The 14098-nt window shown below is 39.7% G+C and carries 10 protein-coding genes; 4 read left to right on the top strand and 6 right to left on the bottom strand.

Translation table 11 applies throughout. The features are described 5' to 3' along the window. Positions 1–683 precede the first annotated feature (683 nt). Positions 684–1721, bottom strand: coding sequence for a sugar phosphate isomerase/epimerase family protein (locus CJ263_RS02600; protein WP_094995835.1), 1038 nt, complete (start codon positions 1719–1721; stop codon positions 684–686). A gap of 29 nt (positions 1722–1750) precedes the next feature. After that, positions 1751–4486 carry a PQQ-dependent sugar dehydrogenase gene (locus CJ263_RS02595; RefSeq protein ID WP_094995834.1) on the bottom strand — a complete coding sequence of 912 codons (2736 nt, stop codon included), beginning with the start codon at positions 4484–4486 and terminating at the stop codon, positions 1751–1753. A gap of 108 nt (positions 4487–4594) precedes the next feature. Between CJ263_RS02595 and CJ263_RS02590 the strand changes: the two genes are divergently transcribed. From CJ263_RS02590 to CJ263_RS02565, 4 genes are all read left to right on the top strand, one after another. Then, positions 4595–5341 (top strand): NUDIX hydrolase, encoded by a 747-nt coding sequence (locus CJ263_RS02590; RefSeq protein WP_094995833.1) that lies wholly within the window; start codon positions 4595–4597, stop codon positions 5339–5341. Between the two features lie 863 nt (positions 5342–6204). Continuing rightward, positions 6205–6723, top strand: a complete 519-nt coding sequence (locus tag CJ263_RS02580; RefSeq protein ID WP_094995831.1) for a YceI family protein — start codon at positions 6205–6207, stop codon at positions 6721–6723. 1284 nt (positions 6724–8007) lie between these two features. Further along, entirely contained in the window at positions 8008–8925 is a 918-nt protein-coding gene (locus CJ263_RS02570; RefSeq protein ID WP_094995829.1) for a 1-phosphofructokinase family hexose kinase, read from the top strand. Between the two features lie 212 nt (positions 8926–9137). Next, positions 9138–9827: a 3-keto-disaccharide hydrolase gene (locus tag CJ263_RS02565; protein ID WP_094995828.1), complete on the top strand. Its 690-nt coding sequence runs from the start codon at positions 9138–9140 to the stop codon at positions 9825–9827. Between the two features lie 24 nt (positions 9828–9851). Here the strand turns inward: CJ263_RS02565 and CJ263_RS02560 are convergent, their stop codons facing one another. The 4 genes from CJ263_RS02560 to CJ263_RS02545 all read right to left on the bottom strand — a co-directional run bounded on the left by CJ263_RS02560 (position 9852) and on the right by CJ263_RS02545 (position 14079). Continuing rightward, the gene (locus CJ263_RS02560; protein ID WP_199768157.1) at positions 9852–10739 is read right to left on the bottom strand and encodes a DMT family transporter; all 888 of its coding nucleotides are present in this window, start codon (positions 10737–10739) and stop codon (positions 9852–9854) included. A gap of 28 nt (positions 10740–10767) precedes the next feature. Then, entirely contained in the window at positions 10768–12309 is a 1542-nt protein-coding gene (locus CJ263_RS02555) for a hypothetical protein (protein ID WP_199768156.1), read from the bottom strand. A gap of 258 nt (positions 12310–12567) precedes the next feature. Next, positions 12568–13269, bottom strand: a complete 702-nt coding sequence (locus CJ263_RS02550) for a LamG domain-containing protein (RefSeq protein WP_094995826.1) — start codon at positions 13267–13269, stop codon at positions 12568–12570. 33 nt (positions 13270–13302) lie between these two features. Continuing rightward, complete coding sequence (locus tag CJ263_RS02545) at positions 13303–14079, bottom strand: c-type cytochrome (RefSeq protein WP_158657058.1); 777 nt, start codon at positions 14077–14079, stop codon at positions 13303–13305. Positions 14080–14098 lie beyond the last annotated feature (19 nt).

The raw sequence follows: 14098 nt of genomic DNA, 5'->3' as shown, positions 1-14098 counted from the left end.
TTGGATTATCTCTAAAAAGATTGGAGCAATTTCTTTGCTGAGCTATGTATTCAATATTGATTCTTCTGATATCTACGGGTGCTCGTGCAAATTGGTTAGCATTGCCATTTTTAATTTGTGAATTCCTGACGATAGAAATCAAATCATAAATTTTGCAAGGTTTTCTCTTTATTTGGAGTTTCTTTCTATTGACATAGCATGATTGTTTCACATCCCTAGCGCTAAGCGCTGAAAATCGAAAATTCTTAGAATCAAAAGTACAAGCTTTATGATTTTGCTTCCTTTTTGATTTATTCCTGACCTGAACAGGATTCGCTTCGCACCTCCCGACAGAGCTCCGTAGTATAAATGAAAAACTCCAAATCTTCTATATAGTATCTTTTTTATTTTCACTTCGCTTATTGAACACGTTCAAAGATTGTTCAAACAAAAAAGCCCGCCTTAGGCGAGCTTTTCATTCTTAAGAGACCTCGACAAGATTCAAACCTATTTCTTCAATCACCCTATTTTAAGAGTTTCAACCTTGTTGTCAAAATCTGTTGACCGAATTGTTGACTGTCTGTTTAATTGCAATTGTATCAAATTGTCTTTCGAATTAAATATAACTATTCATAAAATTAGAACAAATAACACCTCAACGTCTTTAGTCATAGGCTATACTTCATCTTATGCCATTTTATCATTTATTTATTTCCCAATTTTTCCAACACATCTTCCAAGAGCAACTTTGTGGCCCGTACACCATCATCATTGGACAAAAAGTTCATGTCACCGCCCATATCCCGCATTAGGCCACCTTCATATTCAATACCTACATACCCACCGGACCATCCGGAATCTTTTATGATGTTGAACATTTTAATGAAATCCGTTTCAAGATCGTATCCATTATCATCGAACCTATGTGTCTTGGCAGAGATCCCTTTTGCATATGGCATCATTTTGGCGACACCTTCATATTTATCATATTCCTTTAGACATTTAGTGCTGATCAAGTCCTTGAAATCCATGCTTTTAGCTGCCGTTCGCTCCGCGCAAAAATTGCCAAAATCAGGTAGGAAACCCTTGTTCTTTTGGTCAAGCTGTTCCATTATTCCTACTAACCAATCAGCATTCGTAGAATTACCAAAATGATTTTCCACAATAACATTTATATTTTCTTTAGCTGCAAAATCCAAAAGTTTTCCATAACCGTCTACGGCCGCACTGGCTATTTCTTCCGGAGTTCCGGGCTCAACCTTTCCGGTCAATGCGCCCATGGCATCCCCTAAATTTACCCTTATGGAGGTGCAGCCCAAATACTTGGCAGCCTCAACCCATTCAAAATGGCCTTCTACAGCGGCATTTCGTTCCTTGTCATTAAGGGAGGTAATATTTGCGCCATCTACCATAATAAGATGGTTCACCATACCCAAATCATCACAACGTTGCTTTAACTCTTTCATGTACCCTGTATCGGTATGCTTGCCGTTAAAAAAACCGGAAACGTACTCCAATACGTTTATATCATGTACCTCTTTTGCCCTTGCAGGAAAATCCATGTTGGTCATTTTTCCTGAATAAAGCTCCGAAGCGAAAGAAAATTCGCCTAAAGAGATTTCAAAACTGAACTTGTTGTCCATCCCCATTGGGAATAATGACTGCGGTATTAAAGTGCTTAAGCCAAGACCGGCTGTGGTCGCTCCTAGCTGACCTAAAAATGTGCGACGTGTTGTTTTCATATTCTTTATGCTTTAAAAGTTAAGGGTGTTTATTCTGGTATAAATGTGACCGAAATAGGTACGAACAGAGCTCCATCGGTCTTTTCATTCTTAAAGACAAAATAAATGTCATGTAAACCCATCGTGGGAGATATTGGCACCATAATGGGAGCGGGTGGTTTAGTAGTTGAAAATACATCATCATCTGAAGGTTCAATGAATTCTGTTTTCCCTATTAATGGACCATCTACCGTATTGATGTGTACTTCTATAGTTCCCCCATTGGAATTAAGTTGCTTTATGGGGGCCGCTACGATCATTGCCAAGGATTGGATATGGCTTAAATCAATACTTTTATACATGGCAAACGTATTTGGATTTGTTACGATGAGCAAATTCATCTCACCCATTTTAAAATTCATGTTTTCCTTGGATGCCTCATCCGCGTCTCCCATAATCAGGGTTGGGTTGTTCAAAATGATAGATTTAGAGTCTGTCAATGGCGGCATACCATTGGAACCTTTGTCGGTATAACTGGCCCAAAGCCGATATACACCTTTTTGGGCATCCGCTCCCTCGGGCAACTTAGTGGTAAGCGTACCTTCGGTAGGCATGGTACCGGGGATATCCTTAGGCTTTTCCAAACTCAATATATATTGTACAATCTGCTCCGCTTCGGGCAATCCTATCGTGGGATGGGCGTTCATGGCAACATCGCCCCATACTCCGGAACCCCCTTTAATAATTTTGTTCGACAAATAATCCATTGCTTTGGAATTGGTACTATATTTTTTTGCAATGGATGTAAATGCCGGCCCTATCGATTTTTTATCTACAAAATGACAGGCCCTACAGTCACTTTTCTCCATAAGGCTTTTACCTGCGGTATATGTAATGGGAGCTTTTTGATGACCCTGTGATGGGGGAGTGTTGTCCAGAGCATCTTGGTAATGGGCACTAATTTTAACCCTATTTGGTTCAATGGTCTTCTTTTCAAGGCTGCCGTCCTCCTGATCACTGACATCTACCCTGTATTTGATGGATTTACCCGGAAAGAAAAAAGTTTTATTCCCTTCCGTTAGATTCAAATTGACTAAAGGTGGTTCGTTTCCAGCAGCAATGGATAGTTCTTCGGTCTCTTGGTTACCTTCCGTGTCGGTTACCGTCAGGGTAGCTTTATAGTTTCCTATTGTATCGAAAGTAAAGGAAGGGTTTGGTTCGGATAGTTTAGCGATAAAATTATTTAACCTGTCCCTTATTACCCATTCATAATTTAGGCTGTCCTTATCATAATCCAAGGTTCCATTTGAAGAAAATTGCACTTGTAAGGGGATAGCACCAGCTAATTTGTCGGCGGATGCTACTACTATTGGTTTTCTGTTACCACCGTTATATTCTATCCTTACCAATTTTGATTCGGGATTTCCCATAAACCAACCCTGTCCGTATTCCAGAATATATAAATCCCCATTGGGCCCAAAGGTCATATCAATGGGGTGGTCCAGTTTCAGGTTTGGCAAGAACCTTTCCATACGGGCATAGTCACCTTTTGAGTTCATTTTGACCGTAATGATCCAATCGCGCATCCATTCATAAATAAAAAGTCTGTTGTTATAATAGTCAGGAAAAGGTCGTTCGGCATTTGGAAATTCATCCTTATAATATACAGGCCCGGCCATGGCGCTCTTACCTCCGGTCCCAAGGGCCGGAAATCGCTTGGATTGCGTAGTTGGATACCAGATAAAGGCCTTTTCAGCAGGAGGAAGTTCTGTCAGACCGGTATTATTGGGAGAATTGTTTGTGGGTTTCTCGGGGTCAAACTTTTCTCCGGAGATATTTGTTTCAAAATCAAAATCCCAAAAGGGTTTATTGTTTCCAACAAAATATGGCCAGCCAAAGTTGCCTGCTTTTCGGGCCTGCCCGAACTCATCTTCTGCCGCCGGCCCCCTACCGATAGAATCCTTACCGGCATCCGGACCTACATCTCCCCAATACAAAAAACCATTTTTTTTGTCGACCGAAATACGAAAAGGGTTTCGGTGTCCCATAGTGTATATTTCCGGTCTTGTTTTTGGTGTTCCTTTTTGGAAAAGATTTCCTTCAGGGATGGTATAACTACCATCGGCTTCTGGATGGATTCGAAGAATTTTACCTCTTAGGTCATTCGTATTGGCAGCAGTTCTTTGTGCGTCAAAGGCAGAACGTCCTATACGTTCATCAATAGGGGAATAACCATCAGATTCCCTGGGGCTGGTATTGTCACCTGTAGAAAGATAGAGGTTTTTATTGGCGTCCCAATCTATTGAGCCACCGGTATGACAACAATTGGTACGTTGGGTGGGTATCTCTAGAAGTACTTTTCCGCTTTTTAAATCCAGTCGTTTATCGGTAAGTTTATAGCGGGCCAGAATATTTTTGGGGTCATTTCCGTCTAGGGAAAAGTATAGGTACACCCATCCATTTTCTTCAAAATCTGGATCTATTGAAAGTCCTAAAAGCCCATCCTCGGCTTCCGATTGAGTACCATTCTCGGGATCCGTATATTTTGTACTTACCTCAATATTTGCAATTTCGGTTGTCTTTTGGGTAAGGTTCTCATAAAGTTTAACGGAACCATGTCTTTCAATAAAAAGGACATCCTCAGTGGGAAGAACCGCCATTTCCATGGGCTCGTTCAGGTTTTCGACCAGAACCACTTTTTTAAATCGATTCTCCTCGGGTTGGATTTGACCGTACATTAGTGCAGAAGAAAAGCAAATCAGTAAGGATAATAATGATTTTTTCATTGAACATGATTTAATATGTAATAGAATACATAGCTTTGTGTGTATTTTGGACACAAACATACTGTTTTTTTTAATGCGTACAAGTTACGCACAAATATTTTTGGATTTATGATCGTAGCGTATTTGGAAAATTGCCTGAAAGAAGTTTCCGTTGATTGCGTGATTTTTGGCTTCGATGGCTCAACGCTTAAGGTACTTTTATCTAAATGGAAGAATATTGATTATTGGAGCTTGCCCGGTGGAAGAATCAGGAAAATGGAAGCATTGAATGCTGCGGCCGAAAGAATACTGCAGGAGAGAGTAGGTCTTAAAGAAGTCTTTCTACAACAATTTAATGTATTTGGAGAAATCAACCGATGTGTACACTACGATGAATTGGAAACGACAAAACTAATTGAAAAATCCATAGGGGAGGATTTGTCCAAGATTTCGATAAAGAATAGAGTGTTGTCCGTTGGATATTATGCCCTGTTGGATATTAACAAAGTTAAGGCAATCCCGGATGAATATACGGAAGAGTGTCGTTGGATGGAATTGAACGAAATTCCATTTTTGTTGTTCGATCATAATGAAATGATAAACCTGGCCATAAGAACATTACGAAGGGAAGTAAAATATCAACCGATTGGCAATCTTTTGCCCGACAAATTTACCTTGGCTGAAATTCAAAAATTGTACGAGTCTGTTTTAGATAAGACGTTTGACAGGCGAAACTTTTATAAACAAATAACCAAGCAGGATTTTCTGGTCAAACTTGCCGAAAAAAGAACCGGATCGGCAAACAAATCTCCCAATCTATATCGTTTTGACCAATCGAAATACGAACAGGCACTGGAGGCCGGAATGGGGTTTTAGGAATGTATTTGGCGGCTCTTCCTATTTTCTTTATTACTGATACGCTGCCCGTACGAAAGAATAATCCCTGTGACGGGTAAATTGGCCCTAATCCCGTTTTAGCCTTCCATTTCACTAATCCTACCCGTCCCATTATCTAAAGGAGCTGGGAAGGCAAGTCTGCCCTGAGTGTATCCGGAGAGCTTCATTCCCGAGCTAAAATGAGGATTTTGTCCGCTTCCCAAAAACCGAACCGACGGCCTTCACATTTTAAGGGGTTTATAATGGATAAATCCTTTGTTGTTTTTCGAGGCATCGAAAAACGGGCAGGGCATAACTAATTCTAGATTAATCGTGATTCCAATAAAGTTCTAGTTATTGGGAATGCTATCTTAATTTTAAAAAATTAAAAAACATTTTGTTACCGAGATTGAACGCGATATCCTAAAAAAGCAATAGCCATCTTCTCCAAGGGCGACAGGAAAAATATAAATTCAAATTTCCAGTTGGGAGGATTTGCAAAACGTTTAATGTAAGTAAAAGCGGGTATAATAATTGGTTGGTCCGGGGGCCATTCAAGAGGGGTGCAAGAACGAAGCCATATCATTGGCTAACCGTGATATTTTCAAAAATAGCTTTGAGAGTTATAGGGCACCCAGAATCAAAATGGAACTGCTAAAAAAAAGGATTCGTGTTCGTCCGGCTAGGGTTCCATACCTTCCAGTGTACACGGCCGATGTTCCCTGAACGGTGCACCCTATGGATTTTAACAAAAGCTTATGTTGAATTTCGGTCAGTCATTTAAAATTGTGTTATACATTTGTATAGACAAATGTTGTATAGACATAAAAAAGTAAAAACGTATTAATTTTTAAAACATTATCATGGAAAAAGCAAATAAATGGGTCATTGATCCAACGCATTCTGAAGTAAGCTTTAAAGTAAAGCATATGATGATTTCAACGGTTACCGGACATTTTGAAAAATTTGATGCCACTATCGATGCAGAGAATGACGAATTTGAAAACGCTTCGTTATCAGTAGAAATCAGTATCGATTCAATCAATACTAAAAACAAGGACAGGGATGGTCACCTTATGTCCGATGATTTCTTTAAAGCAGAAGAATTTCCTAAAATGACTTTTACCTCCAAGTCGTTCAACAAGGATAAGATCATCGGTGATTTGACCATACGTGATGTAACAAAGGAAGTTGAACTGGATGTTGATTTTAATGGTATTGCCGTAGATCCTTATGGTCAGACCAAAGCTGGTTTTGAAATTAGGGGAAGTATCAACAGAAAGGATTTTAACCTAACCTGGAGTGCTGTAACGGAAGCAGGAAATGTGGTAGTATCAGATCAAGTAAAAATGGTCATTGACGCACAGTTTATTAAGCAATAGGTTATTTGATGCTGCTTATATCATGTCAATCATGAAGGCATTCTTCTCTTGAAGAATTTCAAATACTAGATAGCATTAAACTATATAAAAATAAACCCCCAAGCGGCATATCTTGGGGATTTATTTTTTAATTTAATATAATCGAATTTGGAAAGGGTTTTCCGCCAAGTGACCTCAGTAGGATTCGCCTAGCGCTTTCTCAAAAAGCTCCATAGTCTAATTGAAAAGTTCCAAATCTTCTATTGAGTATCTTTTTTATTCTCACTTCACTTATTGAACACGTTCTAGGCATATTCAAATAAAAAAGCCCGCCATAGGCGAGCTTTTCATTCTTAAGTGACCTCGACAGTATTTAAACCTACTTCCTCAATCACCCTATTTTATGGGTTTTAACCTTGCTTTAGAAATCTTTTGACCGAATTGTTGACGGTCTATTTGATTGCAATTGTATTGATTTGACCTTCATTGTAAAAATACTAAATTCTGATTTTGACTTTTGTAGTCCTGATGGTAAATTCTCTTTAAAATTATGGAATGAATTGCTTATTAATCCGCTGTAATTTTACAATACTAAATACTTAACATAAACCTTATAACTTGTTGAATAAGATGAAAATGGTGTTAGGACTTATTCCATTGGCCATAAATCTCCCTTGTTGAAAAGCTATCTTGGAATCATGGACTTAAAAAATTCCGGTTCAGTTGATGTTTGTAGGATTCAAGATAGGTGAAAATCCTTTTACCTAAAGAATATTCGGAATTCCTTCAAGGTACACGGGCCACCGAATTGTATTCTTATCAAAAGCAAAAAAATCCTAGTTTCATGTCATAGAGACTTTTGTATGAATTCTGCTGAGCATGCAATTTGAGGGAAAATATGTATAGCATTTTTCTATCACAACGGCTTTTTCCCATTCGTACTCCTAATATATTTGATTAAGGCCTGTCTCTCCATCGAATTTTTAAATTTTAGTTTTTGTTCCAGGGATTTTCTAATCAGAAAACATAACGAGAAGTATAAAGGAGGCCAAAGCAGAATGATATTCTAAAAAATTGGACGCTCTTTAATTTTATACCTAGCATTTAAAATTCCAACCCACCATTCTAAAGAGCCTCCAGGTAACATCCCTATTATCCTTTGTTGGAATCGGTCAATAGATAAGAGCAAAACGGCGAAACAATAAAATAAAAAGGTTGTGAAATATTTATTTAACCAATAAACTTTCATATTATTTGTATATTTATTTTTAAATATGTTAATTAACATAATTCATTCTACAAAAAATGGTTCTTACGGTATGCCCTAATCCCTCAATAGATACATATGCATGGCTGGATTCTTTTAAGATAGGTCAGGTAAATCGAATCATTGAGCTTGAGGAATTTCCTGGCGGAAAAGGCATCCATGTAGCAATGGCTTTAAAAGAGTTGGGCGTTCCAGTTTCTCTATTGGGGAATTGGGCTGGTCCAAATGGACATTGGATTAAGAAGACGTATCCTCTTAGAGGAATAGAAATCGGAGGGCCACAACTTAGAGGCAGCACCCGAAAATGCTACACCTTTCGTTCTGAATTGGATAATGATTTGAACAATACGGAATTGTTGGAACCTGGTCCCAAAATGTCCAACAAAGATTGGGATTTATTTCAAGTGCAGTTTCGGAAAGCATTAAGCCATTGTACTTTGGTTTGTCTCTCCGGCTCATGGCCCTCTGGAGCCCCGGATGATGCATATGCACAATTGCTAAAAATTTGTAATAAAGAAAATAAAAAGGCCATTTTAGATTGCTCAGGGGTGCAATTGGAGAACGCCTTAAAAGTTAAATTTTACGGCTTACATATTAATGAGCAAGAAGCGGTCAGTAACTTTGGCGTTGAGAATCACTTGGAGATTAGGAAATACTTAAAAAAGAATGTTCCGATGCTCGCCATTACCAAAGGGAAAGAAGGTTTATTTCTTTATTTACATGATCAGTATGTTCACGCCAATGTAAAAGTAGAAGATGTTAAAAGTACTGTTGGCAGTGGTGATTGCCTCACGGCGGGAATAGCCTTTGCTACATTTAATAATATGCCGATAAATCAAGTTGCCACTTACGGAGTCGCATGCGGTGCAGCTAATTGCATGAATGAGGACTTAGGAATGTTGCGTATAAAGGATGTGCAGAGTTTGTTGCCACTGGTTGAGATCAATAAGAATTGATAGTTTGCCGATTTAAATGGCACGGTCTGATTTGATAATTGCAGTAATGGAAGTTTTTATAATTAAAGTTCTTTATAAATTGACTCAGTATTAGCATTAGATCGGTTTATAGTGATTCATTTCTTTTTCAAGGAAGCTATACAAAATCCAAAGTGTAAATAATTATGGTTGCAAATGTGAAAGAGAATCATTAATTAAAATAAAAAGATATTATGAAATTTATACTAGGGTTCTTATTCGTTATTACATTGATAACTTCTTGCCAAAAAGAAGAAAAGGAAATCAACCTTTTTAATGGGAAGGATTTAAGTGGTTGGCATATCGATGTGCCTCAAATGGATACCATTCCCGATAGCACGAACCCATTTGTTGTTCGAAACGGAATGTTGGTTAGTCTGGGTGAGCCAAGAGGCCATCTTATCACCGATAAAAGCTACAGTGATTACAAGCTTTTGATAGAATATCGATTCCCTGGGAAGCCCGGGAACTGTGGTGTTTTGGTCCATGCTTCCAAACTGAGGGCGTTGTATCAAATGTTTCCTAAATCGATAGAGGTGCAAATGCAACACGGGGATGCTGGTGATTTTTGGGTTATTGCCGAAGATATCCAAGTTGACCGTATGGAAGAGCGCAGAGGTCCAAAGGACGAATGGGGTAGTACTGAAGATAAGCAAAGAAGAATCCTAAACCTTACCGATAGTTCGGAAAAACCGCTTGGGGAATGGAACACCATGGTAGTAGCCTGTGTGGGGGATGAGATAAAGGTATGGGTCAATGGTGATTTGGTAAATTATGGGTATAATGCAACAACCAGTAAGGGGCAAATCGCCTTGCAGGCAGAAGGTGCTGAAGTGGAGTTCAAAAAAGTAAGCCTAACATCGATTGATGTAATGCCCGATTAGGAAAGAGCGCTATTTAAGGTAAGCTTATTTGGAAGTATTCTTTTGTTGTGTTTCTGTATCTCCTGGATCAAAAGCCAGAAAAAAGGCAGCCAAGACTGCTAAAATAATTCCTATAATCTTAAAAGTACCTGGTACAAAACCTAATACAATCATCGAAATTACTGCGGTAATCAAGGGCGCCCCAGCGTTGGTCATAGGGGAGACCACCATGGCTTTACCATAACGAAAGGCATAAACCAAGCAAAGTGCTCCAATAGAATTTAAAATTTGAATTCCGGCAGCTAATAGAGGACCATCAGCGCCGTAATTGATAGCCTTCGAAAAATCTGTAATAAAAAGGGCAATAGGAATTAGGGCCAAACCTGTTACCGTCATGTAAAAAAATATGCTTTCAGCATTCATAGATTCATTTGCAAACTTCATAAAGTAGGCCTGTAGGCCCCAAGCCAGTAAAACAATCACTGCAAGGATAAACCATAAATACCCGTAGTCTGTCGTTTCACTTCCGCCTGAATAGTCAAATAATGGGAGTGCCAATAGGGCTAATATGATACCTATGGTTCCTAAAATACCTGTTCGTTCCTTTAAGAAGGTATAAGAAAGGATTATTGTTACCATAGGAGATAGTGATATAATAGGAAATATCAAATAGCTTGGACCTTCGGTAACAGCATGAAACAATACCATTTGTCCGCCTGCTCCTAGTAAACCTATAAGGCAACCGTATAAAATCGATTTTTTATCCCGATCTAATTTCCAGTGCACTAATTTTAAGGCAATGATTGCTGGTGGAATCATCGTTATCGCCCACACGCAATACACCAGGGTTTCCGGAAAACCATTTTCGGTCGGCAGCCCTGTAAAAGCACCCCAAATGCCCCAAAAAACTGTTGTTATTATTGCAAAAATCAACCATAGTTTTGATTTCATATGTCAGGAATTATAGATTTCTCTTTAAAATTAGCGTGCCGTCATCTTCAAGTTCTTGAGCGCATGCCCAAGTAACGGGACGCCTTACCCCCTTGATTTCTATAACGGCAGAAAGCCTAAGGCCTTCCCATTGGGTATCCTTTGGAAGCATAATCACAGCCTGGCGTACTTTTCCTGGTAAAGGATACCCAGGATCCAAGCTACCGGAGACTTCGAATGTATTTGCGGTATCCCGTACGTGTATTCGCAGTGAACCTGGTACACCCGATATACCGTCGTTGACCAATCCCAAGACCAGACCAGGATACCCCTCTTTTTCAAAGGACCAGATCCAAGAAGGGCGCACACGGTAACCAATAGTTATAGCTAAATTGTTAAGTGCCTTTGGGTATTTGTCATGATAACTCATTAGATTTTCCAATGAAATGTCATGCCAGTTCCAAAGTGAAAAGTAATTGGGCCCTACATCCTTGACATGGGCGATGATGTTTTCATTTCTCATTAAGCCGTCCACGACCCTTAGATCTCCTGTATTGCCCTTTGTGATGCCCTGCTCAATTGTGGCGCCGATCCACGGGGGCCTATTGCTCAAAACATCGATCTGTTCGTTCTCTATGAAAATGGTGTCCGTTCTAAGCCAGTTATATGATCTAATGGTCTTTTCCAGGACTTCGGCATTGCCTACATGATTATAGTCGGGTTGGGTATTGGTGGTCAAGGGAGTTTTGGACCAATTAGCTGCCTGATGTTCAAAAATTTCAACAAAGGTATCGCGTGCCGTGTAGTAATCTGGAAGTGGTGAGCCTTCAAAGGGCCATGTATGTCCCTCTCCCCAGAATCCATACATACAAGTGTCCACATATTCCACAAGCTCATGCCCATTATATTTTTTGGCAAGAAGATTGTCCATTTCCTTAAAGGCCTTCATAAATTCCGGATGGTCGTACCTCGGGGCATAGTGTACCTTTCCTTTAATTCCTATTTCATCGGTAGTTCCCAATTTCACCATGGGCACTTTATCGTTTAGGAAATCTGGCAGGGATTGAGGCTCAATAACTGGACTCATCAATTGGACGCGAAAAGCAACTCGCTTCCCATATTTTTTTGCCATTTCAAAAGTAAGATTCCAATGTTCGGGAAATTCCAATTTTCCCGGTTCCTTCTGAATGTCCCTCCAATCTACCCTTAGGTACAAAACGTCCCCAAGTTCCCATTTCGCCAGTTTTTCTATAGCCCTTCGAAGACTCCCATATTTCGGTTTGGGCGGTCCTACCTCGTCGCAGATATAGGTAACCATGCCCATCCCAAAATTCCTTACAGGGACAGTTGATGGTGTTGTCGTCATTACAACATCGCTTCCTGGAACGTTGGCCGCTGGACCGTAATTTATAAATGGACCTTGGTATAGACGATTTTTAATCGGAGGGGGAGGGCCGAAATCTTTATATGGGACGCCATGTTTGGGAACTTTATTGGAGGAAGCACGTCCTAAGTTAATCCCTGCTAACAGCGCTGTAAGCCCTCCGGTTACCATAAATGACCTGCGTTTCATAATTTATTGGATATAGCGGACCAAGCCTATTTTGAAAAACAATGTGTGGTGCCTTTAAATCAAATATATTAATATTTCATATACTTTCTAAATAGTAATTACGAAATGTTAAGAAAGAATATTTATAAATATAGAAAGTTGTTGAAATATAATTTAGGGTAAATATTAATTATTAGAATTTTTTCGCAACGAAAAAGTCCTTAAATCTGATTCTGTTACTAAGATACACAACTTCACCTATTGAACCCTCTTTCAGGTTCAGTGTTTTTTCATGTTCAAAAGGGCCAAGATTTGATTTCTGGTCAGCGCCTGCTCATAGATTCGTATCTCGTCCAAACTACCTTTAAAGAATTGGGAGCCCCCGGGATAGTTGCCAAGCATTAAAAAATCGGGATTGCCCTTTTGAGGTTTGATGTCGGACATTTCCTTAAGCTCTCCATCCAAAAAGAATTGGTGTTCGTGACCATCATATACATAGACACAATGATGCCACTGGTTCAATTCAGGTATTTGGGTTTCAAGGATTGTAGCCCCTCCCCAATTCCAGATATCCAGACCCTTGGTTCGGTAGCCCGGAGCTCTAAAACCAAATTGAAGTCCAATGGCTTGGACCGTATCCACCAGAGCGATCATGTTTCCTGCATCCATGGAATCCTTGAACAAGGGGTCGTTCAAAATACTATACCACCAAGAAATTGTAATAGGGCTATTTAGGCGGGGTTTTTTGGTTAAAGCGAGGCTTAGACTGGCCGAGGTTCCGTCAAAGTAGAAGGCCCCTTTGGGGTTACCGAAACGGTCGGGAGAAGTTCCCGTATTTTCCTTGTACAGATTAGCTCCTTCGTCATACCTATCTACTTCCCAATCAGCTAGTGAGAGATAGTACATGGGAGGGGGAAGCTGCTTATGACCGCAAGATATGAGTAGTAAGAATAATAGTGCGTAATAGGTGAATTTTGTCATTGATATGTTTGTGAATGAATCCGCACCACGATATTAACGAATTTGTAATGGTATACTATTCTGTCCTTTCATAGAGGAGGAGGAAGTATAGCTTGCTGTGAGCACATATGTTCCCTCCGAGATATGTGTCGGTTTTTCCATGATTTGGAACGTACCCTCCAAACCGGTTAGGACCCAGTGGTATTTTCTACTGCCTTGGGCAAGGATGAACGCCGCAATTTTCTCGGTTTCTCTAACCGTTAGTCCAGGATTTGCGGGCATTTTTATAGTGCTCCATTTGCCTTCCGAGCCCGCCAAGATACTACCGGCTAAGAGCTGTATGCTTTTAGGGTTTTTCCCATACCTTTCGGCAATTTCAGAAAACGATGGACCCGTCATAACCTCTTTGTCTCCATGGCAGGAAAAGCAAGTGGAACCCATCATTAGTGATAACCCGTCATGGTCGGTCTCTTTTTTGGTCGCTTCTAATTTTTCATTTGGTCCAGTCTCTTTTTCGGAAGGCAAAAATTCAATTTCCAGAAGCACTTTGTTGTTCGGTATTTCACCATATTTAGAATCTCCGTCAATAGAGTCCGAAACTTCGATGGAGTACCGGACAAAATCACCCCAGGTAAGGTTTCCATTGGTCAAATCAAGGTCCAATTTTACACGGGGCACAGATTTTTCTTGTCCCTCGATGCTTGCGGTACCTGAAGTTATCGGCAACATGGAAAAGGCTTCCGACATACTTCGGTATCCAAAATTTTTTACCGGACCCATCCAATAAAGGAAGATGGGGAAAATCAATATAACAAATAGAATATTTCGCATGATTTTGTATTGAACTATT

Source organism: Maribacter cobaltidurans (genome assembly GCF_002269385.1).
GTDB classification, from domain to species: domain Bacteria; phylum Bacteroidota; class Bacteroidia; order Flavobacteriales; family Flavobacteriaceae; genus Maribacter; species Maribacter cobaltidurans.
This window is presented reverse-complemented; position numbering and strand designations above follow the sequence as displayed.

What these genes read in the sequence shown, in the direction of transcription:
- CJ263_RS02550 (WP_094995826.1), bottom strand. Translation starts at nt 13,269, where the DNA reads ATGACAAAATTCACCTATTACGCACTATTATTCTTACTACTCATATCT.
- CJ263_RS02580 (WP_094995831.1), top strand. Translation starts at nt 6,205, where the DNA reads ATGGAAAAAGCAAATAAATGGGTCATTGATCCAACGCATTCTGAAGTA.
- CJ263_RS02595 (WP_094995834.1), bottom strand. Translation starts at nt 4,486, where the DNA reads ATGAAAAAATCATTATTATCCTTACTGATTTGCTTTTCTTCTGCACTA.
- CJ263_RS02555 (WP_199768156.1), bottom strand. Translation starts at nt 12,309, where the DNA reads ATGAAACGCAGGTCATTTATGGTAACCGGAGGGCTTACAGCGCTGTTA.
- CJ263_RS02565 (WP_094995828.1), top strand. Translation starts at nt 9,138, where the DNA reads ATGAAATTTATACTAGGGTTCTTATTCGTTATTACATTGATAACTTCT.
- CJ263_RS02570 (WP_094995829.1), top strand. Translation starts at nt 8,008, where the DNA reads ATGGTTCTTACGGTATGCCCTAATCCCTCAATAGATACATATGCATGG.
- CJ263_RS02545 (WP_158657058.1), bottom strand. Translation starts at nt 14,079, where the DNA reads ATGCGAAATATTCTATTTGTTATATTGATTTTCCCCATCTTCCTTTAT.
- CJ263_RS02600 (WP_094995835.1), bottom strand. Translation starts at nt 1,721, where the DNA reads ATGAAAACAACACGTCGCACATTTTTAGGTCAGCTAGGAGCGACCACA.
- CJ263_RS02590 (WP_094995833.1), top strand. Translation starts at nt 4,595, where the DNA reads ATGATCGTAGCGTATTTGGAAAATTGCCTGAAAGAAGTTTCCGTTGAT.